The sequence below is a fragment of the Rhodopseudomonas sp. genome (genome assembly GCF_013377015.1).
Classification (GTDB): Bacteria; Pseudomonadota; Alphaproteobacteria; order Rhizobiales; family Xanthobacteraceae; genus JARJEH01.
In genome coordinates, this window is sequence record NZ_JACABA010000001.1 from 1,127,678 (window position 1) to 1,151,502 (window position 23,825).

At 63.7% G+C, this 23,825-nt stretch carries 19 protein-coding genes; 6 read left to right on the forward strand and 13 right to left on the reverse strand.

Annotated elements, in window-relative coordinates; genetic code table 11:
• Positions 1–14: 14 nt before the first annotated feature.
• A complete protein-coding gene (locus tag HXX15_RS05435; RefSeq protein ID WP_296513453.1) occupies positions 15–1,163 on the forward strand; it encodes an ABC transporter substrate-binding protein in 1,149 nt (382 codons plus the stop codon).
• A 62-nt stretch (positions 1,164–1,225) separates the two neighbouring features.
• Here HXX15_RS05435 and HXX15_RS05440 read toward each other — a convergent pair whose 3' ends face one another.
• The 8 genes from HXX15_RS05440 to HXX15_RS05475 all read right to left on the reverse strand — a co-directional run bounded on the left by HXX15_RS05440 (position 1,226) and on the right by HXX15_RS05475 (position 11,115).
• Entirely contained in the window at positions 1,226–3,538 is a 2,313-nt protein-coding gene (locus HXX15_RS05440) for a N,N-dimethylformamidase beta subunit family domain-containing protein (RefSeq protein ID WP_296513455.1), read from the reverse strand.
• A 16-nt stretch (positions 3,539–3,554) separates the two neighbouring features.
• Complete coding sequence (locus HXX15_RS05445; protein WP_296513457.1) at positions 3,555–5,090, reverse strand: branched-chain amino acid ABC transporter permease; 1,536 nt, start codon at positions 5,088–5,090, stop codon at positions 3,555–3,557.
• Between the two features lie 2 nt (positions 5,091–5,092).
• Positions 5,093–6,019, reverse strand: coding sequence for a branched-chain amino acid ABC transporter permease (locus HXX15_RS05450; RefSeq protein WP_296513459.1), 927 nt, complete (start codon positions 6,017–6,019; stop codon positions 5,093–5,095).
• Entirely contained in the window at positions 6,019–6,720 is a 702-nt protein-coding gene (locus HXX15_RS05455) for an ATP-binding cassette domain-containing protein (RefSeq protein WP_296513462.1), read from the reverse strand. Before HXX15_RS05455 ends, HXX15_RS05450 begins: the two co-directional genes overlap by 1 nt.
• Positions 6,717–7,442, reverse strand: a complete 726-nt coding sequence (locus HXX15_RS05460) for an ATP-binding cassette domain-containing protein (protein ID WP_296513464.1) — start codon at positions 7,440–7,442, stop codon at positions 6,717–6,719. The genes HXX15_RS05455 and HXX15_RS05460 overlap by 4 nt, the downstream gene beginning before the upstream one ends.
• A 213-nt stretch (positions 7,443–7,655) precedes the next feature.
• Positions 7,656–8,918, reverse strand: coding sequence for an ABC transporter substrate-binding protein (locus tag HXX15_RS05465; protein ID WP_296513468.1), 1,263 nt, complete (start codon positions 8,916–8,918; stop codon positions 7,656–7,658).
• Positions 8,919–9,007: 89 nt separating this feature from the next.
• The gene (locus tag HXX15_RS05470; RefSeq protein ID WP_296513470.1) at positions 9,008–9,979 is read right to left on the reverse strand and encodes a helix-turn-helix transcriptional regulator; all 972 of its coding nucleotides are present in this window, start codon (positions 9,977–9,979) and stop codon (positions 9,008–9,010) included.
• Between the two features lie 104 nt (positions 9,980–10,083).
• Positions 10,084–11,115, reverse strand: a complete 1,032-nt coding sequence (locus tag HXX15_RS05475; protein ID WP_296513473.1) for an AraC family transcriptional regulator — start codon at positions 11,113–11,115, stop codon at positions 10,084–10,086.
• 467 nt (positions 11,116–11,582) lie between these two features.
• Here HXX15_RS05475 and HXX15_RS05480 point away from each other — a divergent pair, with 467 nt between their 5' ends.
• The 5 genes from HXX15_RS05480 (at position 11,583) to HXX15_RS05500 (ending at position 18,645) form a co-directional block, all read left to right on the forward strand.
• Positions 11,583–13,019, forward strand: coding sequence for an APC family permease (locus HXX15_RS05480; protein ID WP_296514854.1), 1,437 nt, complete (start codon positions 11,583–11,585; stop codon positions 13,017–13,019).
• Positions 13,020–13,087: 68 nt separating this feature from the next.
• Entirely contained in the window at positions 13,088–15,046 is a 1,959-nt protein-coding gene (locus tag HXX15_RS05485; protein ID WP_296513475.1) for a primary-amine oxidase, read from the forward strand.
• A gap of 67 nt (positions 15,047–15,113) precedes the next feature.
• Positions 15,114–15,821: a sulfite exporter TauE/SafE family protein gene (locus HXX15_RS05490; RefSeq protein WP_296513477.1), complete on the forward strand. Its 708-nt coding sequence runs from the start codon at positions 15,114–15,116 to the stop codon at positions 15,819–15,821.
• Between the two features lie 130 nt (positions 15,822–15,951).
• The gene (locus HXX15_RS05495; RefSeq protein ID WP_296514856.1) at positions 15,952–16,137 is read left to right on the forward strand and encodes an ABC transporter substrate binding protein; all 186 of its coding nucleotides are present in this window, start codon (positions 15,952–15,954) and stop codon (positions 16,135–16,137) included.
• Positions 16,138–16,734: 597 nt separating this feature from the next.
• On the forward strand, positions 16,735–18,645 hold the full coding sequence (locus HXX15_RS05500; RefSeq protein ID WP_296513479.1) for a sigma-54-dependent Fis family transcriptional regulator: 1,911 nt from the start codon (positions 16,735–16,737) through the stop codon (positions 18,643–18,645).
• Positions 18,646–18,722: 77 nt separating this feature from the next.
• Here HXX15_RS05500 and groL read toward each other — a convergent pair whose 3' ends face one another.
• The 5 genes from groL to HXX15_RS05525 form a co-directional block, all read right to left on the reverse strand.
• Positions 18,723–20,351, reverse strand: a complete 1,629-nt coding sequence (groL, locus tag HXX15_RS05505; protein WP_296513481.1) for a chaperonin GroEL — start codon at positions 20,349–20,351, stop codon at positions 18,723–18,725.
• Between the two features lie 26 nt (positions 20,352–20,377).
• Positions 20,378–21,145, reverse strand: a complete 768-nt coding sequence (locus tag HXX15_RS05510) for an iron-sulfur cluster assembly protein (RefSeq protein ID WP_296513483.1) — start codon at positions 21,143–21,145, stop codon at positions 20,378–20,380.
• A 5-nt stretch (positions 21,146–21,150) separates the two neighbouring features.
• Positions 21,151–22,185 (reverse strand): amidohydrolase family protein, encoded by a 1,035-nt coding sequence (locus HXX15_RS05515; RefSeq protein WP_296513485.1) that lies wholly within the window; start codon positions 22,183–22,185, stop codon positions 21,151–21,153.
• Between the two features lie 100 nt (positions 22,186–22,285).
• Entirely contained in the window at positions 22,286–22,645 is a 360-nt protein-coding gene (locus HXX15_RS05520; protein WP_296513486.1) for an MmoB/DmpM family protein, read from the reverse strand.
• A 63-nt stretch (positions 22,646–22,708) separates the two neighbouring features.
• On the reverse strand, positions 22,709–23,773 hold the full coding sequence (locus HXX15_RS05525) for an aromatic/alkene monooxygenase hydroxylase subunit beta (RefSeq protein WP_296513488.1): 1,065 nt from the start codon (positions 23,771–23,773) through the stop codon (positions 22,709–22,711).
• Positions 23,774–23,825 lie beyond the last annotated feature (52 nt).

The following is a 23,825-nucleotide window of genomic DNA, read 5'->3' on the forward strand; positions in this document are numbered from 1 at the left end:
AAGGGAGAGTTGCAATGTTACGGACCTTGATTGTTGCCTCGTTCGCCGCCACCGCGCTGTTCGGATCGCTCGATCCGGCGGCCGCACAAATCAAGATCGGCCTGATCTCGTCGTCGACCGGACAGATTTCCGTGGTCGGAATTCCGCAGAAGAACACCGCGACGCTGCTACCCAAGGAAGTGGGCGGCGTGAAAATCGACTATCTGGTGTTCGACGACGGCTCCGATCCGACCCAGACCGTGCAGCAGGTGCAGCGGCTGATCTCCGAGAATGTCGACGCGATCATCGGTCCGTCCGGTTCGCCGAACGCGGCAAGCGTGATCGGCTTCATCGCCGAGGCCAAGACGCCGCTGCTGGCGCCGGTGGGCTCCGCCGCGGTGGTGCTGCCGATGGACGAGAAGAAGAAGTGGGTGTTCAAGACCACCCAGAACGACGATCTGATCGCCGCGGCGCTGATCGAGCATATGACCAAGACCGGGATCAAGACCGTCGGCCTGATCGCCGTCAACGATCCCTATGGCGAGAACTGGGTGAAGACGTTCGGAGCATTGGCGCAGAAGGCCGGCATCAACGTGGTCGCGACCGAGAAATATCAGCGCGCCGACACCTCGGTGACCGCGCAATCGCTGAAGATCCTCGCCGCCAATCCCGACGCGGTGCTGGTGGCCGCGGCCGGCGCCTCCACCATCCTGCCGCAGATCACGCTGGTCGATCAGGGCTACAAGGGCAAGATCTACCAGACCCACGGCGCCGCGGCGCCCGACTTCCTCAAGCTCGGCGGCAAGAAGGTCGAAGGCACCATCCTGGCGGCGAGCCTGATGCTGGTGCTGGACGAAATTCCGGATGCCAACCCGTCCAAGAAGATCGCGACGGATTACATCGCCGCCTACAAGGCCGCCTACGGCGTCGCCCCCGCGACGTTCGGCGCCAACGTCTACGACGCCGGCCTGCTGCTGAGCGCAGCGGTGCCGGAAGCGCTGAAGCAGGCCAAGCCCGGCACGCCGGAGTTTCGCACCGCGCTGCGCGACGCGCTCGAAAAGACCAAGGAGCTGGTGGCGACGCAGGGCGTCTACAACATGACGCCTGCGGATCATTCCGGCTTCGACCAGCGCGGCCGCGTGATGATCGTCGTCAAGGATGGCGGCTGGCACCTGCTGCAATAGGATTCTGCCGCGACACCCTGTTGGAGGCCGACCAAGGTCCGGCTTCCAACAGGACTACACTCTCAGCGCCACAACTTTTCATCGCCAACGAACTCGCTGCCGGGCAAGGCGCCCGGCTTCAGGAAGGCGTCGAGCACGTTGCGCATAAAGCGGCCGACATTGTTGTCGCCGTTCTTGTACGGCAGCGCCTGACTCCAGGCGATCGAACCGATCGACAGGCAGGCGCCATAGTTTGCGGTGGTGAAATAGGTGATGTCGGCGCGCACCTGCGGATCCTGGGTGCCGCCGCGCCCCGGGAAGGCGTAGGTGACCTCTTCGGATACCAGCGGGTAATTGTCGGAATGGCCGTGCGACGACGCCAGCAGCAGCGCGTGCGGCGGCGTGCCGAGCGCCAGATCGTAGCGGTCGATTTCGATGCCGGCGGCGCCGCCGAGGCCGAGCCCGAAATCGCCGATCAATTCCTGCGGACCGATGCCGTCGAACATCCACGCCACGCGGCGGTGGAACGAATCCGGCATCCGCTCGAACGGCTGACTCTCGTCCATGCCTTCCGCGGTGAAGCCGACTCCGACGATCTTTTGCGGGGCGCGGCCGCGCGAGCGCCACAGCCCTGATCGCTCGCCGGTGCAGGCCAGATAGCCCTCGCCAGGATCGGCCTGCCAGGCGCGCGAACCGGCATCGAGTTTGCGCACCTCCATGCAATGTGGCTCGCCGTCGCGCAGGCCGGAGACCCAGTAGTAACCGTTGCCGCCCGCATAGATCACCCGCCCGCCCGCGCACAGATAGTCCTCGGTCGCGTCCAGCATGTTCTCGGAATAGTATTCCGGATGGGTGCAGTTGATGACGGTGCGATACGGCCGCAGCGCGTCGACGCCCTCGGCATGGAGATCGTGATCGGTCAGGATCTCGTAGTCCAGACCGGAATGCTCCAGCCACCAGATCAGCGACAGGTCGGCCGGCAGCGCCCACGGCATCCCCATCGAACTCATGCGATGCTTCGGGCGGATATTCAGGATCGGTCGCCGCCACGACGAATAGCAGCAGCCGGAGCCGTCGGAATGATGGTCGTAAGTGGACAGACCGAATTCCTGCAGTTTGTTGAACGCGATGTCGGCCTCGGTGAGGATCGGCGTATGCGCGGTGATGGCCTGGGCGATCAGCGCGTCATAGGCGAGATGCTCGTTGGCGTAGGCCAGATAGGTGAAGGTCGACATCAGCACCGCAAGCGGCGCCTTCGGCCTGGCGGCGCGGACAAAGAACGGGATGTACTCCTCCGCCCCCGCCGAGCGCAGCCGCAGCGCATAGACGCCGCTCCTGAGTTCGGCCGGCATCGTCACGGTGAGGTTCGGCTGCCAGCGGCAATCGGTCAGCGCATCGTCGTGAAACACGATGCCGCCATATTGCGCCGGATCGAGCCTGAAACTGTCGGCGCGTCCCTTCCAGTTCCAGCCGGTCATGCCGCGGACCGGGCGGTTGATGCCCTCGGCATGCAGCCCGTGCGGCCCGACATCCACGATGGTGTCGCCGATGCCGCTGTCGGTGTAGCCCGCCGTGGTGTCCCAATGCGCGATCACCGCGCCGGCCGGCATCGAGCCGGACCGCGCCAGCGCTTCGATCACGTCCGGCGCCAGCACCTCGCCGACGATTCCGGCGCGATCAATCTTGCCGCTGTACAGCATTCCGACAAAGCGGCCGCGACGGTCGTTTTCCTCGCTGGCGCCGGCCCACAGGAACGGCGTCGCGACGCCGGGATCGGCCGGCGCCACCCGCAGCGTCTCGACCACGCGCGAGCCGTAATCGAACGGCACCACCGGCCCGATCAAAGAATTGTAGCGATTGACCACCCCGATCTGGGTGAGCCGCGCCTCGCGCGTCGCCGCGTTGAAGCTGGCGGCGACGAAGTACCAGGCCTTGGGCACCAGCGGAATTTCGGCTGCGACGTGATCGATCATCTCGCCGTCGCCGATCCAGAATTCCAGCCGGCCTTCGGGGCTGATGCCGAGCGCATAGCCCTTGCCGGCGGTGATGTCCCATTTCGACAGCATTGCCTGCCGGGTGATGCCCGGCTTGGTCGAGCACACGAAGGCATAAATCGTGAAGTCACCTGGGGCCGCCAGGCGCTGATCGGGATCGTTGGCCACCGCGAAGGCGCCGACCTGGGTGAACTGCCGGCGAACCGCGAGCTGGGCCGGAATCTCGCTGGCCACTTCCTGCTCGACGAAGCCCGGCCCATCGGGATTTTCATCGCCGTGGATCAGCCTGACGAGCTGCGCATCGACCGCCCCCAGCCCCTCGCCGGAGACCATGAACGAGAGCTGTTCGCCGGCCTTGATCGACCACGGATCGGCGTAACCATAGATGCGCTGCGTTGCCATGGCGGTCCTTCAGAAATCAGCTTGCGAGGAGGTCGTTGACGCGCAGCAGGAAGACGGCGTGATAGGCCTCGTCCATGGTGGCGTAGAGCTTGTCGTCGACGACCCGCGGCGGATGCCCGGGCCGGCCGGAAAACGCCAGCACCTTGTAGGTGCTCGAGGTATACTCCCCGACCCGCAGGATCGCGTATTTGTCCGGCATCTCGCCGCGACGGAAGTAGTTCAGCACCCGGTCGAGCGCGTCGGAATGCTGGCCGAGCGGCTTGGCCTTGTGCTCGGCGATCAGTTCCGGCGTGATCTGGGCCTTGAGCCGATCGCGAATCCGCTTGTCGAACAGCCGGTAATAGACCTGCTGCTTGTCGGCTATCTCGGTGGCTTCCTCGGGCATAACCTCACCCCCTTTTTCGGTTCGAGCGGCGCGGCGTTCACTCTTCTTGCGGTTGCGGAAATTGCGGAACTGCGCCCGCACGCCGGTCAGTCCGTTATGCGCAGTCAGCGCCACGCCGATCATCACCGCGGTGACGATGATGATCCGCAGCGGCCCGAGATCGAGCATGCCCTTGTCGATCAGGACGACGATCGCGGTGCCGATCACCGCGCCTTCGGAACGACCGAGGCCGCCGATCACGATCATCGCGAACAGCAGCAGCAGCTGATCGAGCGAGAACACCGCGAGCGAAATCGAGCGATAGAACATCACGTAGAAGGCGCCGATCGCGCCCAGCGCCCCGGAGGACAGCACGAACACCCACAGCCGCGCCCGGCGATAGTCGATGCCAGTGGCCTCGGAAAACGCCTCGTCCTCGCGCGCGGCCTGCAGCAACAGCCCGAGCCGCTCGCTGTTGATCAGGCGGAACACCAGGAGGGCCGCCAGCAACAGCGCGAAGGCGGCGAAGAATCCGAGCAGCAGGCCCGGCCGTTGCAGCAGCCAGTCCGCCGGAATGAAGGAGTCGACCTGGTTGATGCTGCCATTGGCCGGCGCCAGCGCCTTGATCTGCGATACGAACACCCGGCAGATCTCGGCGACGCCGAGCGTGAGCAGCGCGTAATACAGCCCGTCGAGCCGGGTCGACGGCAGCGCCAGGAAGCCGCCGAGCACCAGCCCGACCAGCGCGCCGACCGGCATCATCAGCGGCCAAGGCACGCCGAGATAGACATTGGCCGCCGCCGCCGCATAGCCGGACATGCCGACCACCGCCATCGTCGCCAGCGAGAAGATACCGGCGGTGCCGATGATCAGCGTCCAGATCACGTTGATGGCGGAGAAGATGCAGAAGATCGCCGCAATGTTGATCGCCTGATCGGACAGGAACGGCGTCGCCACCAGGAGGCCGCCGAGGCCAATCGTCCACCACAGCGGCCGCTTGTCGAGCAGCCGGCGCTCGCGGCGCAGCGATTTCGGATTGCTGACGCCGCGCCAGGCGAGCCAGTGGCGCTTGGTCAGCGGCACGCGGCCGCGGCGCCAGACTTCCGTGCCGTCCGGCATCAGGGTGATTTCATGCCGACGGCGGCCGACCTCGTAGAAGCGTTTCTCAGGCTGTTGTTGCGGCGCCATCTCTACTCCCGCGTTTCGTCGAGAAGGCCGCCGAGCCCACGCGGACGGATCAGCAGCACGCAGACGATGAAGGTGAACTGCACGAACAAGACGTAGCGCTGGCCGAGGAAGGGAATCGCTCCGGTCGCGGCCTCGATGAAGCCGATCAGCACCGCGCCGGCGACGGCGCCCGGCACCGATCCCAGTCCTCCCAGCAACGCGATAGTGAGCCCCTTGATCAGCGGCGTGACGCCGGCGGTCGGGCTGACGAAGACGTTCTGCGACAGCAGCACCGCGGCGAGCCCGGCCAGCGCGCCGGTCAGCATCATGATCGGCAGTGCGGTCTTGCGGCTGGAGATGCCGCACAGCGCCGCCCCCTCGGCGTTCTGCATCACGGCGCGGATCTCGAGACCCCGCCGGCTGTGCCGCAGCCAGACCAGCACGGTGCCCAACAGCAAGGTGGTGGCGACGATGGTGACGACCTGATCGACCCGGATCGACATCCCGAGCCAGTCGAACCGCCCAACGCCGAACACCCGCGGCAACGCCTTCTGCTGCGGCCCGAACGCCCACAGCAGCATCTGCACAGTGGCGAGATTGAGCGCCAGCGTGATGATCAGACTGCGTACCGGGAAATTCTGTTTGTCGTGGATCGTCAGATAGGCGACCAGATAGATGACGACGCCGAACAGCGCGCCGGCACAGATCGCGACGAGGCCAATGAAGACGGCGAGCGCCGGCTGACTCCACCCTGTCGCACCGAGCCAGTCCTTCGCCAGTGGCCCGGCCCAGATCGCCGCGAAATAGGCGGCATAGCCGGCGAATGCGAAGGTGGCGCCGTGGGCCATATTGACCATGCCGACGCTGGACCACAACAACGAAATGCCGATCGCCATCAGACCATAAATGGCGGCGAGATAAAGCGCGTAGACGATCAGACCGGCATCCATCACAACAAATCCACATGGCCGACGTCGCCGCGCAGATGGCCGGCGTGCATGCCGATCATGCGGTCGACCTTGCCGGTCAACAGCGCGACGTTCTGTTCGGCGATCACCATCGCCCGGCCATCGAGCCCGATATCGATCAGCGCATCGACGACGCGCTGCGAGATCCGCGGCGCCAGGCCGAGCGACGGCTCGTCGATGAGGTAGAGTTTGGCGTCGGCCATCAGCGCGCGACCGACCGACACCATGCGGCGCTCGCCGCCCGACAGCTTGCCGACATAGGCCTGCTCGCGCTCCTTGAGCTGCGGGAAGATGTCGTAGACATGATCGCGACGCAGCGCGCGGTCGCGCCACGCCGCCTTGGTGTAGGCGCCGCAATCGAGATGTTGCTTCACGGTGAGTCCCGGGAAGATCGCGTCGCCCTGCGGCGTCATCGCGACGCCGAGCCGAACGATGCCGGGCGTGCGACGGCCTTCGCCGAGCGACCGGGTGCCGCCGATCTCGGTGCCGTCGAACACGATCGAGCCCTGCTGCCAGCCGACCAGATGCATGATGGCGCGGAACAGCGTGGTCTTGCCGTGGCCGTTGAGACCGACGATCGCCAGCCGCTCGCCGGCCGCGACCGAGAAATCGATCTCGTGCAACACCCGCAGCGGACCGTAGCCTGCGGAGAGACCCTGGATGTTGAGCAGTTTGCCGCTCATGCCGCACCTTCAAAATAGGCGGCGCGAACGGCAGGATCTTTGAACACAGATTTGGGATCACCCTCGGCGATCACCGCGCCGAGATCGAGCACGACGACCCGGTCGGCGATGGCGTCGAGCAGTTCGAGCCGATGCTCGATCAGGATCACGGCGATGTGGTACTCGTCGACGAGCTTGCGCAGCAGCAGATCGAGCTCGGAGATCTCGGTATTGATCAGGCCGGAGGCCGGCTCGTCCATCAGCAGCACGCGCGGGCGGCGCATCATCAGGCAGGCGAGCAGCAGCTTGCGGCGGTCGAAAGTGTCGAGCGAACCGGCGATGCGCTCCCATGGCACTTCGAGATGCACCAGCCGGGCCGCCCATTCGGCGTCATGCACCGACATATAGGGCTTATACGCCTTGCGCGCGGCGCGGAAAGTTTCGCCGACGGTGAGCGCGTTCGGCACGACCGGACTCTGATAGGTGCGGGCGACGCCGAGCCGGGCGCGCTGGAAGATGTCGAGGCCGTCGAGCGACTGGCTGTCGAGGTACACCTTGCCGCGCTGGGCGTGGTAGCGACCCGACAGCACCTCGAACAGGGAGGTCTTGCCGGCGCCGTTCGGCCCGATCAGGCCAAGCAGTTCGCCCCGCTGCACCGACAACGAGACATTCTTGAGAATCTCGCGCCCGCCAAGCCGCAGATGAACGCCGGTGCAGCCGAAACATGGCGTCGAATCTGTCATCGCTGCGACTGCGTCCTTGGTGGCTGGTTCAAGTTCTGCTCGACGACGCCAAGCGCTTCAGTTCGTCATTGCGAGGAGCCGTTGCGACGAAGCAATCCAGTCGGTGTTCGCGGCCCTGGATTGCTTCGCTGTTCGGCCGGCGCTCCGCGCCGACCTCCGCTCGCAATGACGGCATCGACGCAACCGCCGTTCGTTTCGTCTCGGGTTCGGTCTTCAGAACCACGGCGCGGGCTTGATCTTCACTTCCGCCAGTTCGGCGGGCGCGATAATCTTGTGCTTGCCGTCCTGCACCTGCAGCAACAGGTGGCTGATGCCGGCCTTGACGTCCTCGGTCTGCCACGGATGCACCAGCGGCGCCTGCTCCGGTCGATCGAAGGTGTAGGTGCCGCAGACGCCCTCATAGCGCAGCTTGCGAATGGCATTGCCGACGCCGTCGAAGTCCGACGGATCGACGCTGGCCCAGACCTGCGCCAGCATCTTCACGGTGTCGTAGCCGCTGCCGGTGTAGACGATTCCCATATTGTCGCCGTAGCGCTTGGTATAGGTCTTGCGGAATTCCTGGCCGGCGGCATCGGCGTGGGTGCCGACCACGGTGCCCCAGATCATACCCTCGGCGGTGCCGGCGGCGAGGCTGAGGAATTCAGGCTGGCTCGGGCCGTATTGCAGATAGACCAGCGAGCCCTTGACCGGATCGCCGGAGAACTGCTGGGCAAAGGCGGCCAGTTCGGCGGCGACCCAATGGTCGATGAAGATCACGCCGGCATCGGTTTCATGCAGCGCGCGCAGCACCGGCGACCAATCCTGCACCGGAAACTGGATGTCGGTGATGGCGCCGACCGCCCACTTGCCGCCGGATTCGGCGATCGCCTTCTGCACCGATTTGGAGATCACCTGGGTGTAGGCGATCTGCTCCTGCACAATGTGAATCTTGTTGTTCTTCGGCTTCCATGTCCCGCCGGCGACGATCTTGTCGAGATAGCGCACGAAGCCGTAGCCGTACCAGGTCTCGGCGCCGTCGATCTGGAAGACGTTCTTGTATTTCGCCGGATTCGATTTCACCAATTCGAGCGAGGCCAGCGAGGTATTTCCGTGCAGATACGGCACCTTGGTGGCGGCCGCGGCGTCCATCGCCGGCTGCGGGATCAGCACGAAGGCCGATGCGATCGCATGCACTTTCTTGCCGTTCAGCGACTGGATCGCGCCGACCGTGCCTTCCGGCGTCAGCACGTCGATGTCGACCACCTCGGCGCGCAGCTTGCGGCCCTTGATGCCGCCGCCGGCGTTGATCTCGTCGATTCCGACGGTGATGCCGTTCAGCCAATCCTTGTGATCGCCGACCCCGACCGGCGATGATTGCGCGGTCGGCAGACCGATCAAAATGTCGTCCGCCGCGTCCGCCCGTGGCGGAAAGGCGGTCAACACCGCCGCGCCGACGGCGGCTCCGAGAAATTCACGACGCTTGATGCCGGAAACCATTTGCGCACCCCTTCAAGAGAATGCGCGACGCTACGGCGGTGCAGACTTCGCGGAAATGATGCAAATGCATCCCAGTCGCAGATTTCGCCTCAGGCCGGCTCGGTGCCGTGCAGCACTTTCGACAGCGTGGCCTTGCTGTGGACGCCGAGCTTCATCAGGATCGTCTGGGTATGATTGCGCACGGTGGCCGGCGACAGACCCAGCAGCCTGGCGATTTCCTTGTGGGTGTGGCCGTTGGCGATCTCCTCGGCGATCTGCCGCTCGCGCGGGGTCAGCCGATCGGACAGGACCGCGGGACGCAACGCGATGCCGAACAGCGGTTGCCCCTGACGATGCGCAAGCTCGGTCCGGTCCACGACGATCTGCCATTCCGCAAGGGTGTGCCGCCCCGGACGCGCCGCCGGCGAATTGAGCTCGGCCGGGAGGTAGTCCGCCTTCCAGCCACGGCAGCGGTCGCCAATGAGGCGAAGCGCCTCTGGCGAGGCATTGAGGATCCGCCCCTGGGCATTGACCAGCAGATTCGCCGCGCCGGATCGGCCGTTGACGCCGCGTTCCACCAGATAGCGGACGTGATCAAGCGCGCCGCGCAGGAAGGCGATCTCGCCGGCGTCGATCTCATCCGCCTCGCGGCCGCTCCGATACGCCGACATGAACAGGGAGATCGGGCTGTTGGGCTGGTCGGCGATGACGACCGCCATTTTGTCGATGCGGTAGCGATCCGACAGCGCGACCATGCCGGCCGTATGCCGGCTGCCGTAGCGATCGTAACGCGCGGCGCAACACCCGGTATCCATGACGTCGCGGGCCAGCAGGTCGTCATGCTTGATCTCCGACCAGAACTGATCGAAATCCTCGGGAAGATTATAAGAAAGGCTCGCGCACAGATCGACCTCGCCGCGGTGCAGATCGGCCCAGCCGCCCCAGCTGCAATCGGCATCGACCGACTCCGCTAGCTCCTCGAGGCTCCACTGGAACAGCGCGACCGGGTCATGCGTCGGGCTGCGCTGGTGCAACTCCATCACGAAAGAACTGAACTGATCGATGCCGGCCCGCGATCCCATTGCCGCTCCTCCCATAACAGTTCACACCGATCCTTGAAGTCGTGGCCCGGACCGCGGGTCGCGAGGCCCGCCCCCGCGCCGGCCGCATCGGGTCCGAGCGGCATTCAAGAAAGTAACAGGCTCAGTCTTTCCCGCTTGCGAAACGCAACCGGTGACTCGCCGACCTGGATCTTGAAGCCGCGCGAAAACGCGCTGGTTTCGCTATAGCCAAGCTGCAGGGCGATCGATGTCACCGGAATGCTAGTTTCGGCCAGCATGCATTTGGCGATGTGGGCGCGAACCCGGTTGCGGATGTCGAGATAATTGACGCCGTGATCGGCAAGCTTGCGCTGGAACGACCGCGTGCTCATGCCGAAATCACCGGCCACCACTTCGATATCCGTGGCGGCGGTGCGGCACAGCGAGGCCGCGATCCAGGCCTCGATGCCGCGCACCAGGTCGAGCCGCGCGCTGCGCATCCGGATCGAATCGGCGAGATCGGCTTCGAGCCGCGCGTGCAGGTTACGATCCGCCTGCTTCAGCGACACGTCGAGAAACCGCGCCGGAAACAACAGCGCGTTCTCACGCCGCCCGAACCGCAACGGGCAATCGAAATGGCGTTGATAGAACGGAAAGTCGTCGCCGGCGGGATGCTCGAACTCGACGCCGCTGGCCTGCCAGGCCGGCCCGAGAAAACTCGACAGCATGGAATATTCGATCGCCATGGTGAACCCGGCATCCTGCTCGCGGAACCGGATCGCGGGATCCTGGATCGAATAGACCAGCCGCGCCGTGCCGTCGCTCACCGTCAGCAGGCTACGGGTGCTGGTCTGAACGCTGGCGAAGTAGCGATTGAATCCGGCCAGCGCGTCGCCGACGGTTTGCGCGGTTAGCACGAGATCGCTGATCGGCCCGAGTGCCGATAGCTTGAACTCCTTGCCGAGTTCCAGGCCGAGCGTGCGGTTGCCGGATTCGTATGCAGCTGCCTCAAGCATGGACGTGAAGGTCGCGAGCGGCAGCCTCTCCGAGGGATCCTCCAGCACCGCGCGCGGAATTCCCGCGCGGGCGTTGATTCCTGCGGATTGTGGCCGCCACTTGACCAGAGCCGAGAGCAATTCCTGTACGGCGCCCGCGGTGATCGTTCCTGATGCAGACATTGCCGCCACCTGAGAGGGAGAACAGTTGAGAATGCTTAGCAAGAAGCGCGCCAAAGCGTTTCAGGACGGTGGAACGGCGTAGTTCCGCAGCCATTCGAGGCCAAAACGACGAAACGCAGCCGGGTAGCACGGAGCTTTGAACTTGCAGTGAGCCGCGGCCGCCCTGCGCGGCCTCAACGGCGATCGTTTCCTCAACCCATTCGCGCCTTGACTGGCGCTTGTTTGCTCAGCGGTTGCTGCGCATCGATCAGTTCGACCGCGAGAACGGAACCGAGATTGGCGCCAACTGTCAATCATGCCGATCGGATGACGGGCCATGATGCGTCGCGGATGCGCGATCGACAAGCGGCATTTGTTCCGCATTGCGGGATGGCGGCAGCTCAGATGCCTGGGTCGCGGCCGAGTTCGGCGCTGCGCGATGCGCTGCCGTGGTGCAACAACGCGTCGCCGTCAACCTGGAAGGCAAGATGTCGATGGATGGACAAGCTCCGAACAAGCTGCGGCGCGATGCCGTCGGAGTTGCCCATGTGGTGTTCTTTGTTGTGGCAGCCGCGGCGCCGCTCACCGCGGTGGTCGGCGTCACGCCCGCGGCGTTCGCGTTCGGCAACGGCCCCGGCGTTCCCGGCACCTTCCTGCTGGTCGGACTGCTGTATCTGTTGTTCAGCGTCGGCTTCACCACGATGAACCGCTTCGTCGCCAGCGCCGGCGGGTTCTATCCTTATATCAGCGCCGGGCTCGGCCGCCCGCTCGGCGTCGCCGGCGCGCTGATCGCGATCGCGACCTACAACGCGATCGACATTGCGGTCTACGCCATGTTCGGATTCTTCGCCAATGCCATCGTCAATTCGCATGGCGGGCCGCAGATCCCATGGTGGGTGTTCTCGTTCGGGCTTGGCGCGGCGGTCTATCTGTGCGGCGTGCGCCACATCGCGTTCAGCGGCAAGATCCTCGGCTTCTGCATGATGGCCGAGATCGCGATTCTGCTACTGCTCGGCATCGCCGTTCTGCTCAGCGGCGGCGGCCCTGAAGGAATCAGCATCGCGCCGTTCGGGCCGCGGGCGATGTTTTCCGGCGGCTTCGGCATCGCGCTGGTGTTCGTGGTGTCGTCGTTCATCGGAATCGAGGCGACCGTGATTTTCGGCGAGGAAGCCCGCGATCCGGCGCGGACGATTCCCAAGGCGACCTACATCTCGGTGCTGCTGATCGCCGTGTTCTACGCGTTCTCGACCTGGGTGATTTCGCTTCATTACGGCCCGTCGAAAATCCTCGCCGAGGCCAACAATAACACCGCGACGCTCTACCTCACCGCGATCGGCAATCTGCTCGGCCCGGCGATGGCGCTGGTGATGAACCTGCTGTTGATCACCAGCCTGTTCGCCTGCGCGCTGTCGTTTCACAGCACCATCAACCGCTATCTGTACGCGATCGGCCGCGAGGGCCTGGCCTGGAGCGGCTTCGCCCGAACCCACCGCGACCACGAATCGCCGCACGTCGCGGGTCTGGTGCAGACCCTGATCGCGCTCGGCGCCACCGCCGGTTTCGCGCTGAGCGGTCAGGATCCCTACGCCGTGGTGTTCGCCTGGATGGGCACCTTCGCCAGCCTCGGCATCCTGGTGGTCCAGGTGATGGTGTCGATCGCGGTGATCGCGTTCTTCCGCGCGAACACCCATGGCATCGGGATCTGGCATCGGCTGATCGCCCCGGCGCTGAGCACCATCGGGCTCGGCGCCTGCCTGATCCTGATGGCATCGAATCTGGCGCTGGTCAGCGGATCGAACTCCCGGATCGTCACGTCGTTTCCGAGCCTGCTGGCGCTGATCGGCAGCATCGGCTTCGGCTTCGCGATCTGGGTCAGATCGCGCCGACCGGAGATCTACGCCCGGCTCGGCCGCGCCTTCGAATAGATCGACGACAGACCAACGGTCCCGATCGGAACTAGCACCACCGTTTCCCTCGAGCAACAGGAGACCCTATGAGCCTCGCAGATGAAACCACTTGCTGCCATGCCACGACCAAGGCCGAGGCGGCGTCGGTCACGCACCCGCTGCAGGCCCTGACCCCGGCGGAAATCACCAGGGTCGCCGCCATCGTCAACGCCGACCCGCCCTATGGGGTCGACACCCGGTTCGAGACCATCGAGCTGCTGGAGCCGGAAAAATCCGTCGTTCGCGCGTTCAAGCCGGGCATACCGATCGCCCGGCAGGCGCGGGTCAGCGTGTTCAGCACCACGGCGATCGGCGTGACCCGGCTGTTCGTCTCGCTCGACAGCGGCGCCATCATTTCGCGCAAGGAATTCCCGCAGGCGCGGCCGATGATCCAGCTTGAGCAGTTTCTCGCCATCGAAGGCCACGTCCGCGCCAACCCGGAATTCATCGCCGGCTGCGCCCGGCGCGGCATAACCGACATGTCCACGGTCTGCGTCGATCCGTGGTCGGCGGGCAATTTCTCGATTCCCGGCGAAGAGGGGCGGCATCTGTGCCACACCTTCGCCTGGCAGCGGCTGCGCGAGAACGAGAATTTCTACGCCCATCCGATCGAGGGCCTCAACGCCGTGATCGATCTGAAGACCTGGGAGATCATCCGCGTCGACGATTACGGCGCCATCCCGGTGCCGACCAAGGAAGCCAATTACGAAAAGGAATTCACCAAGACGACGCGCAAGCCGATGAAGCCGATCGACGTGGTGCAGCCGGAGGGAGTCAATTTCAAGATCGAAGGCAGCGCGCTCAGCTGGGACAAATGGAGCTTCGTGATCGGCTTCAACGCCCGCGAATCCCTGACCCTGCATGACGTCAAGTATGACGGCCGCCCGATCCTGCACCGCGCCTCGCTGGTCGAAATGGTGGTGCCCTACGGCAGCCCGGTTAACGGACACTTCCGCAAGAACGTGTTCGACATCGGCGAATACGGCATTGGCAAGCTGGCCAATTCGCTGAAGCTCGGCTGCGATTGCCTCGGCGTGATCGAATATCTCGACGTGCATCTGAACACGATGAACGGCGACGTGATGACGATCGAGAAGGCGATCTGCATCCACGAGGAGGATTCCGGACTGCTATGGAAACACTGGGACTTCCGCACCGACCGCGCCGAGATCCGGCGCGCCCGCAAGCTGGTGGTCTCGACCATTTGCACGGTCGGCAATTACGAATATGCGCTGTACTGGTATTTCCACATCGACGGCGCCATCGAGTTCGAGATGAAGGCCACCGGCATCATCAACACCGCCGGCTGCGTTCCGGGCCAGCCCGGCAAATATGCTCGCGAAGTGCTGCCGGGCGTGGTCGGCCAGATCCACCAGCATATCTTCTGCGCCCGTCTCGACACCGCGATCGACGGCGACCAGAACAGCTTCGTCGAGTGCAACACCTATGCGGAGCCGGAAGGTCCGGACAATCCCTACGGCAACGCATTTTATGAAAGCGAAACCGTGCTCGACACCGAGCTCAAGGCGGCGCGCCGGGCTGACGCGGCGAGCCAGCGCTATTGGAAAGTGGTCAATCCCAACAAGACCAACTACACGGGCGCGCCGGTGAGCTACAAGCTCGAAGCGATGAATTGCGTCACGCCGTTCATCGGCCCCAACTCCCCCTCGGGCAAGCGCTCCAGCTTCATCCAGAACCACGTTTGGGTGACTGCCTTCAATCCCGACGAGCGCTTTCCGGGCGGCGACTACATGAACCATTCCGACGGCGCCGGCGGACTCGCCGACTTCATCAAGCAGGACCGCCCGATCAAGAATACCGACATCGTGCTTTGGCACGTGTTCGGATTGCACCACCCGGTCCGGATCGAAGATTTTCCGGTACAACCCTGCATCTCCACCGGGTTCAAGCTGGTGCCGCACGGCTTCTTCGACGGCAACCCCTGCATCGACCTGCCGGCCGAGGTCAACGAGGCCAGTTGCTGCGCCAACGCCGTCATCACCTAACGACGATCCGCTCCGCCGGGATCGCCGGCGGAGCGGCCCTCTGCATCCTGGTACGACGGGGTTTGGCTTGATCGGCAGCGAGTTTCAAGTCATCGGCGGCGCGCTGATGGGACTGGCCGGCAGCCTGCATTGCGCCGGCATTTGCGGCGGCGTTGCCTCGTCGCTGCTGATCGCCTCGGCAGCACCGGATGCCGCCCCCAGCGCGCGAGCCGCCACGCTGTTGAAGATTCAGATCGGGCGCGCGCTGAGCTATGCGCTGTGCGGTGCCATCGTCGGCGGCATCGGTGCTGGATTCGCCGGCATGCTCAATCTCGCCGGCGTGCAGCCGGTCACGCGGATTGCCGCCGCGTGTGCGCTGGTCTGGGCCGGATGCTCGATCGCGGGTTTCGCGCCAAGCTTCGCCAGGTTCGACCGGGTTTTAACATCGACGTCCATTTCGTGGCTGGCCGCGACGCGCCGGGTCGGCAATGCGCATCCGGTGGCGCTCGGTATCGTCTGGGGTTTTGGGCCGTGCGGCATGGTTTATGCGGCACTGCTGAATGCCATGCTGAGCGGATCGTTGCTGGGGGGCGCCGAATTCATGGCCGGCTTCGGCCTCGCCACCATTCCGGCCGTCGCGACGACGGCCTTCGGCGTTACGGCTCTGGCCGGTTTCGGCGCCCGCCTGCCGCGCAACAAGCTCCGCGGCGCGCTGGGAGCGGCGATCCTTGCGCTCGGGCTGGCGAGCCTAGTCGAACCCGCGGCATCGCTGTCGGCGCTGTGCCTCGGCCGTTGATCGCCGCATCACGGCGCGGATATGTCGCGCAGCACCACATCACAGGCCGACGCATCGAGGACGGCGAGGCCCGCCGCGCGGCGACGACGTTGCCGCCAAACGTTAAGCGTTGCGGAAAAGAACATGACCGATCAGCAAACGCGGCCGCGCTGGCTGCGTCTATGCCGTGGGAATCCTGCAAGGCGTCAAGCCGGCCGATTTGCCCGTGATGCAACCCATTGTGTTCGAACTGGTCATCAACCTTAAGACCGCCAAATCGCTTGGCCTTACAACTTCCCCGATGCTGCTTGCACGCGCTGACGAGGCAATCGAGTAGAGGTGCGGGTTGCTACGGTTCATGAGTCCGGAAATGGCGCAAAACTGCCGTTTTTGGCCACTCAAAACATTCCCCTAATCGATTCACGCGGAACATCGCCAACGCCGTGGGTGCGGCGCACCATCATTTGTGTTGGATTGGCCCGTTTCGAACAAGCGTAGTTGGGCGCGCGCGAGCATTGGTAGTAGCGGGCTGTTTATCTCGCGGCGTGCAATGATGACCGATTGCACGGATCGTTTCGGCCGCAGCGCAGCGTCGATTCTTCCGCGCGGGTGAATTCCGCCACCGACTCGTCCTTGCGCATACAGGGAAGAGGTATAAGCTGACTTTGAGCGGACTCAAGAGCCGCCGGTATGTCTGGGAAGTGAACGCGGGATGGATTGTCTCGTCGAATGACGCCGTCGAAATTCCGATAAAAGCGCCCAATCAGCGGTTGAACTTGATTCTAGGCTGCCGGTCTTGGTGTGCCTCGGCGGGATTTGACCCTGCGCTTTGCGCCATCCGATCGATGATCGCGACAACCAGCCCACATTTCAGGTGATTGCGCGAGACCTGCTGTTACCAGGTCTTGGACGTTGTGGCGCCAGAGGATCCGGCATGAACCAGCGAGACGTGCGGGCCGCGTGGGAGAAATTCGTCGAGCGCGGCGCGTTGGCGACCGGTCTGCGATCGTCGGTGGCGAATTCCTGGCAGAGATCTAAGAACCATCGGGTTACGGTCGATCGGCCTATGGCGCCGCTGGTCGCGGAGGCTGAGCTGTTTCGCCACCGCTCCAAGCATACGCCGCTGCGTCATGCCGCCCGGCCCGCGCTGCAGAATTCGCGAAACTTCCTGAGCGACGCCAATTCGATCATGATCCTCACCGATCCTTCCGGACTGATTATCGATACAGAGGGCGATGCCAGGGTGATCGAGGCCGGACGGACGGTTCACCTCGAGCACGGCGGACGATGGAGCGAAGCGGATATCGGCACCAATGCCATCGGTACCGCGATGGCGGAGTCGAGGCCGGTGCAGATTCACGGCGCCGAGCATTTCTGCTCGCAGGTGCAGCGATGGACCTGTGCCGCCGTTCCGGTTTGCGATCCAACCGACGGCGAGCTGCTGGGCGTCGTGGATATTTCCGGGCCTGCCAAAACCTTCAACCCGCAGAGTCTCGCTCTGGCCGTTTCGGTCGGCCAGCATGTCGAAAGCGTGCTGGCGCGCTCGCTCAAGCAGGACCACGAGAAGCTGCTCCGCCACTTCCTCGCCAAGAGCTCGATCTGGGCGAACGATGATTGCGTGTTGGTGGATCGTTGCGGCACCATCCTGCACGCCGGCGAGCAAGCCCTGAAGACGATCCGCGACCACCGCCACGGCGGCGACGAGCCGCCGACCCGCTTCCTGAAGACGTTGCCGTTTGAGGAGTGGCCAGCCAAGCTGAGGGGATTGCTGCCGAATGCCAGCTTCGATTTCGTCGCCAGCGACCACACCGGGATCGGTGCGATCATCGTTTTTCATGCACGACGACGCACGGCAAGCGTCGAGCGCGGAGTTCAGAAGCAGGCACCGGCGCAGGACCCGCGGAAGACCGCGGAATTGGCGCCCGCTGCGCGGGATCCCATGCCGCAATCGCCGCCCACGGGGTTCGTCGCGTCCGATCCAGCGGTGCAGGCGATTGTGCGGCAGGTCGAGACCGCCGCCGCCCGCAAGATGCCGATCCTGATCCGCGGCGAAACCGGAACCGGCAAGGAACAACTGGCCCGTCACGCCCATGCCGCCAGCGGGCGCACCGGCGCCTTCGTCCCGGTCAATTGCGCAGCACTTCCCGAAAGCCTGATCGAGGCCGAACTGTTCGGCTATGCCGACGGCGCCTTCACCGGGGCGCGACGCGGCGGGGCCACCGGACTGGTCAAAGAGGCGGACGGCGGCACGCTGTTTCTGGACGAGATCGGCGACATGCCGATCGCGCTGCAAGCCGTGCTGCTACGCCTGCTCGACGACTGGACCGTACGCCCGATCGGCGGCGCCAGAACCAAGGTCGACATCTTCCTGGTCTCGGCGACCAACGCCGCGCTGGACAAGGCCATCGCTGCGGGGCGGTTCCGCGCCGACCTGCTGTACCGCCTCAACACGCTCGAAGTGACGCTGCCACGACTGCATGAGCGCAGCGACTTCGAGGCCATCGTGCAGCATCTGCTCGACGGTATCGATCCCACATGTGAGATCGCGGTGCAGACCATGGCCGATCTCGCCGCGCGGCCCTGGCCCGGCAACATTCGCGAGTTGCGAAATATCCTGGCGCGCCACACCCTCGCCTGCTCCGACTGCCTGCTCGATCGGGCCGCAGGCGCGGCCCAGATCGGCCAGGTCACGCAGCCACAATCCTGTTCGCTGCAGGAAATTCAGCTCGCCAGCATCCGGACGGTCCATGCCGAAACCGCCGGCAATGTCAGCGAAACCGCGCGACGCCTGGGCGTCTCGCGAAACACCGTCTATCGCGCGCTCGGACAAACGACGCCGCGGTGACGGCCGCCGGCTGAGCCTCCGGTCGCGATCGCGTCACGATCGCGCCGGAAATCTTCAGATCGATTAGCGATGACCGATCAAAGCAGCTCCGCGCCGCCACCCAGGGCCGGCCCCGAGGTCGGATCGTAGTTGTCCGGCTTCTTGGCGATCAGCGTCTGCGTGGTCAGGATCAATGCCGCGACCGAGCCGGCATTGCGGATCGCGCAATAGCTGACCTTGACTGGATCGATGATGCCGGCCTTGATCATGTCGACGGTAGTGCCGGTGCGGGCGTCGAAGCCGTAGCCGTTGCTGGCCTTCGCCACTTTTGCGACAGCGGCGACACTGTCACGACCGCAATTGGCGACGATACAAGAAAGCGGCTGGCTGAGCGAACGCTGCACCAGTTCAGCGCCCTGCTTGGCACTGCCCTTCAATCGCTTGATCAAGCCGTCGAGTTCCGGGGCGACCCGGATCAACGCCACGCCGCCTCCGGGCACGACGCCTTCCTCGATCGCCGCGCGGGTGGCATTGATCGAGTCTTCGATCAATTGCGCGCGTCGCTTCTGTTCGACCGGCGTCGCCCCGCCCGCCAAAATCATCGCGGTGCCGCCCGACAACTTGGCGAGGCGCTCCTGGAACTTGTCGCGCTCGATGTTTTCCGGCGCAGCATCGTATTGCCGCGATACCTGCTCGCGTCGCGCCGCGATCACCTTGGGCTTGCCATGGCCGGCGGTGATCAGCGTCTTCGATGACGAAATCCGCACCTGGCGCGCCGAACCCAGATCCTCCAGACTGGCGCGCTCGACCGTGCCGCCGAGGTCCTTTGATATCACCCTGCCGCCGGTCGCGACCGCGATGTCTTCCAGCATCGCCTTGCGCCAATGGCCGTATTCCGGCGGATGAATCGCGGCGACCTTAAAATTGTTTCGTTCGCGGCGCGACAGCAGCATCATGATCACCGGCGGCGCCACTTCCTCGGCGATAATCAGCAGCGGACGGCCGCTCTTTTCGATCAGCGCAAACACGCCGTTCAATTCGTCGATCGCCTGAATCTTGTGATCCGTCATCAGGATGTAGGGATTGTCGAGAACAACCTGCATTCGCTCGACATCGGTAACCATGTGATGCGAGAGATAGCCGCGTTCGAACGCCATGCCCTCGACCACTTCCAGCGTGGTCTCGACGGTCGAGCCGAACTCGACAGCGACGATGCCGTGATTGCCGGCGCGTTCGAACGCTTCGGCGACCATCTCGCCAAGCTTGGCATCGTTAGCCGCAATGGTGGCGATGGCGCGAATGCCCTTGGCGCCGTCAACGCTCTTTGCTGAACGCTTCAGCACCTTGATGGTCTCTTCCACCGCCAGCTCAAGACCCTCGACCAGTTCAACCGGATTGGCGCCGGCGGCCAATAGAGCAAGCCCCTCCTGCACCAGCACATTGGCGAGCACGGTCGCGGTGGTAGTGCCGTCTCCCGCAGCTTCGTTGGTCTGCTTCGACACTTCCCGCAGCACTTGGGCGCCCATGTTCTCGAACGGGCATTCAAGTTCGATTTCGCTGGCGATGCTCACACCGTCGCGTGAGACAATCGGCGTGCCGATCGGCCGGTCCATCACCGCATTCATGCCCTTGGGGCCAAGGGTGCCGCTCACCGCCTTGGTCAGTTTGGCGACGCCGCGGCCCAGGGCCTCTCTCGCCTCAGAATCGTGCAGCATGATTTTTGGCATTGTTGTTTCCTCTTGGGTTACACGTGCTACACAGCGGCGTTGGACGGCTCCGCAGTCTGTCCGACGCCGCGGGGCGTGAACGGCGTTTCCATGTCGAAGCGCGCGTGCAGCAGACCGCGACACAAGGCGCTGTTGAATTCCGCATTGACGTTGACGCGACGCAGCGCGCGAACATAGGTTGGCAGCGTCTCGACCTGCAGCGGGTCGCCTTCGGCGTCGACGAACGCCAACGCCTCGGGAAGCGCGGCTGAAACGACCGGCCGCCGCTCGAGATAGCGCGCGACCAGCCGGGCGCCGGTTTGGTCCGGCTCAAGAACCGCGAGCTCGCCGAGCGAGAGCTCGACCAACGCCTCCGGTGCATAGCCCACCGCAATCAGATGGGCGAGCAGCGCCGCCTGACGGCGCTGGAACGCCTTGACCAGAAAGGTCCGCCGCAAGTCATCCAGATCGCCATCCGCGTCGGCCCCGAAGGTTTGCTGGAACGAAAGGCCCTGCGCCAACCCCGCATTGATCTTGTCGGCATACATATGCTCGCCAAGTACAACGTCGACGGCGCTGACCCAGGGCAGATCGCTGACGGCCCGACGCATATCGTCGGCCATCAAAAACGAGAAATTGGCGGCGCACCAATAGGTCGGCAATCGAAACTCGATGTGGACGCGATTTTGCGCGTCCACATCCGCCCGAGTGACGAATTCGAGATCAGTGACCGGCTCGTCGAGTTCCGGGTCGGTCACTGTCTGCAACCGGGCCCAGACTTCGGCCTTGCGATCGGCAATCGTCTCGGCCGCCATTTCGCTTACTCCGCAGCTTGGGCGAGATGGGCATAACCGCCCCCGGCCCTGATCTTCTTCTTCTGTGCTTCGACGTCGACATCGTAGATCCGCGCGGCGTTCAGCCCGAGGATCTTGGTCTTCGTTTCCATCGTCAGCACCGAGCCGGTTTCCTTGGTCAGCTCTTCGGGAATTTCGAACGCCATAAACTTGTCGATCAGCCATTTCGGAGTCCAGATGCCGTAATCGCTGCCATAGAGGATCTTGTCGGCGCCGATCCAGAACAACAGCTCGGCCATGACGTGTCCGAAATAGGCCGGCCGCGAATGGATGAACGGCAACGCCACCGCGATGCCGGCATAGACGTTGGTCTCCTGGGTGGCGATCCAGCAAAAATCATCAAGCCGCGGCAGGCCGCAATGTTCGACGATGAAATTGAGGTCCTGAAACGAAGTCGCGACATCATCGATGTCGCCGACATCGAAGGCGTCCTTGTTCAGCGGGATGATCGTCGGCCCCTTGTGGACATGGATATTCTTGATCCCGAGCTTCTGCGCCGCTTCGAGAAATCGGTAGGACCCCTTGTCGTCGAGCTTGTAGCCCTTCGACTCGCCGCGCCATTCGGCGGTATAGAGCTTGACGCCCTTCAGCTTGTACTTCTCGGCCTTGGCGTGCAGCTCCTCGAGCCCCTTGTTGCCATCGCGCGGATCAAACGCACCATTAAGGATGAACCGGTCCGGATGGCTCTTCTTCAACGCCGAATTGCGTTCGGTGGTGTTGAACCCGGCTTTGTAGAAATCGGTCAGATAGGTCGGCTGCAGAATCGCCATGTCGTCGTAACCATGGATAAACAAATCGTCGTGCATGGTCTTCGCATCATACTTCTCGAACTTCTCCAACGACCACTTCTCTGCCGGTGGACTGAGATTGGAGTGATAGGCGTAGAAGCATTCGATGAATTGCTTGCCATGAATGTTCTTCTGGTTCGGCGGACTGCCGTCCCAGAAATGGGTGTGCCCGTCGATGACGAAAATCTCTTCTCCGGATGCGGTCCTGTACATCGCGCTTCTCCCTATCCAGCCACGTTGGTCAGATTGAATTTGATCGTTTGATTGCTGAGAGCCGGGACAGGGGCCGGCGGTGACGCCGGCCCCTGTCGTATCAGTGTTCGATGTAGGCCAGCGCTTCGTTCATATCCCCGAAGCAGACAACGGTATCGTCGTCGACCATCACCATGCGACCGTAGTGGGTCGATGTCGAAATCTCGAAGATATACGGCGTCATTTCTCGGCCAAGCGCTTCGCTGATTTCGCTCATCTTGAACACCAGCTTGCCTTCGCCGTCGATCCGGATCATCGCCGGCATGTAGGTGACGGTGACGCCCTTCTTCTTCTCCATGACTTCGGCGATGGCGCGTGCCTCGACGCTGTCGTTCATGGTTACACCGCATTGGTGGGATATCGTGTCTTCAAACCGGATATCCTTCATCGATTTGAAGATATTTGCATGTGCTTCGGACATTTTGTTCTCCTGAATGGGTGACTGGCTTGCGCCTGTTTCGGACTTTGTTCAGCGCAGCACGGGTCACGGCGCTTTGAGGCCGACCTGCGCGCAGATCGCGTCGATGCGGTTCTTCGAGAGCGATTGCGCCTCGGCGAAGCTCGATACCTTGACGCGGGGCAGCGACCAGATCGGCTGCAGATTGGCGGCGGCTTCGTGCGCCAGGGCACCGTGGTGCGCCATCCAGCCGTTGAACAGCCCCTTGTTATGGACGCCGTGTTCCTTGTCATGCGTCAGCATGTGGATCAGCTCGACGGTATTGGCGAGGTTGCGCTCGTAGTCCGCCTCGGCGGCGCCGACGACAGACGGGGTCGCAAAATCGCCCTGCGAAGCCGCCATCTGCATGATGAATCCGCTGCGGAACAATTCCCCCACCAGCGGCTCGAACACCAGATTGATCGCGAAATATTGCTCTAGGAAGTCGGTCGAGCCCATGATCGCCTCGACCGCCTTGCGGGTGCCTTGCCAGATTGGATCCTCGAGCCAGTGCTTCTTGCCGGCGTTATGATCGAAGCCTTCGAGATCGAGACCGATCTCGGCGAGGTACAACGTCAGATCCTGGGAGAACCGCAGCTTGTAGGATGAGTTGGTCAAAATGGCGTTGTTGACCATCTGGGTGTAGCCGTAACGCTGCGCCTGCATCAGCGAGGTGCCAAGACCGAACTCGGCGTGCTTGTAGGCGCCAAGGTGATCTTGCAACACCTTGACCCACGCCTTGTCGAAGCGCTTAGGCGCGCCGGACTTGCGGGAATTTTCGATGACGCTCTGCACCATGCCGCAAATCGTCGACTGCCGCTGATAGTGCGTGCGCTCCCACTCCTGATCGACCGCGCGGAACTGATGCCAGTTCGAGCTCAGCGCCTTGGTCCAGGTCTTGGAATAGGTCGGAGTGCCGTCCGGGAACGAGATGATCCAGTCCTGGAGCAGATAGCGCTCCGGGTCGGGCTGGACATCGACCGTCATGTCCTCGTAATGGCTGGCCTTGCGGGCTTTGGGCTCGAAGTAGTTGTACTTGCGGCTGTCGGAACCGGCAAAGATCGCGGCGCCGGCGGCGCCGGATTGATGCGCTTGCTGTGGGGTAACGCTCATGTTGTCCTCCCTGGTGATGTCTTCGATTGTTGTTGGCGTCTCTTGTGCGCGG

What these genes read in the sequence shown, in the direction of transcription:
- HXX15_RS05435 (WP_296513453.1), top strand. Translation starts at nt 15, where the DNA reads ATGTTACGGACCTTGATTGTTGCCTCGTTCGCCGCCACCGCGCTGTTC.
- HXX15_RS05440 (WP_296513455.1), bottom strand. Translation starts at nt 3,538, where the DNA reads ATGGCAACGCAGCGCATCTATGGTTACGCCGATCCGTGGTCGATCAAG.
- HXX15_RS05445 (WP_296513457.1), bottom strand. Translation starts at nt 5,090, where the DNA reads ATGGCGCCGCAACAACAGCCTGAGAAACGCTTCTACGAGGTCGGCCGC.
- HXX15_RS05450 (WP_296513459.1), bottom strand. Translation starts at nt 6,019, where the DNA reads ATGGATGCCGGTCTGATCGTCTACGCGCTTTATCTCGCCGCCATTTAT.
- HXX15_RS05455 (WP_296513462.1), bottom strand. Translation starts at nt 6,720, where the DNA reads ATGAGCGGCAAACTGCTCAACATCCAGGGTCTCTCCGCAGGCTACGGT.
- HXX15_RS05460 (WP_296513464.1), bottom strand. Translation starts at nt 7,442, where the DNA reads ATGACAGATTCGACGCCATGTTTCGGCTGCACCGGCGTTCATCTGCGG.
- HXX15_RS05465 (WP_296513468.1), bottom strand. Translation starts at nt 8,918, where the DNA reads ATGGTTTCCGGCATCAAGCGTCGTGAATTTCTCGGAGCCGCCGTCGGC.
- HXX15_RS05470 (WP_296513470.1), bottom strand. Translation starts at nt 9,979, where the DNA reads ATGGGATCGCGGGCCGGCATCGATCAGTTCAGTTCTTTCGTGATGGAG.
- HXX15_RS05475 (WP_296513473.1), bottom strand. Translation starts at nt 11,115, where the DNA reads ATGTCTGCATCAGGAACGATCACCGCGGGCGCCGTACAGGAATTGCTC.
- HXX15_RS05480 (WP_296514854.1), top strand. Translation starts at nt 11,583, where the DNA reads ATGTCGATGGATGGACAAGCTCCGAACAAGCTGCGGCGCGATGCCGTC.
- HXX15_RS05485 (WP_296513475.1), top strand. Translation starts at nt 13,088, where the DNA reads ATGAGCCTCGCAGATGAAACCACTTGCTGCCATGCCACGACCAAGGCC.
- HXX15_RS05500 (WP_296513479.1), top strand. Translation starts at nt 16,735, where the DNA reads ATGAACCAGCGAGACGTGCGGGCCGCGTGGGAGAAATTCGTCGAGCGC.
- groL (WP_296513481.1), bottom strand. Translation starts at nt 20,351, where the DNA reads ATGCCAAAAATCATGCTGCACGATTCTGAGGCGAGAGAGGCCCTGGGC.
- HXX15_RS05510 (WP_296513483.1), bottom strand. Translation starts at nt 21,145, where the DNA reads ATGGCGGCCGAGACGATTGCCGATCGCAAGGCCGAAGTCTGGGCCCGG.
- HXX15_RS05515 (WP_296513485.1), bottom strand. Translation starts at nt 22,185, where the DNA reads ATGTACAGGACCGCATCCGGAGAAGAGATTTTCGTCATCGACGGGCAC.
- HXX15_RS05520 (WP_296513486.1), bottom strand. Translation starts at nt 22,645, where the DNA reads ATGTCCGAAGCACATGCAAATATCTTCAAATCGATGAAGGATATCCGG.
- HXX15_RS05525 (WP_296513488.1), bottom strand. Translation starts at nt 23,773, where the DNA reads ATGAGCGTTACCCCACAGCAAGCGCATCAATCCGGCGCCGCCGGCGCC.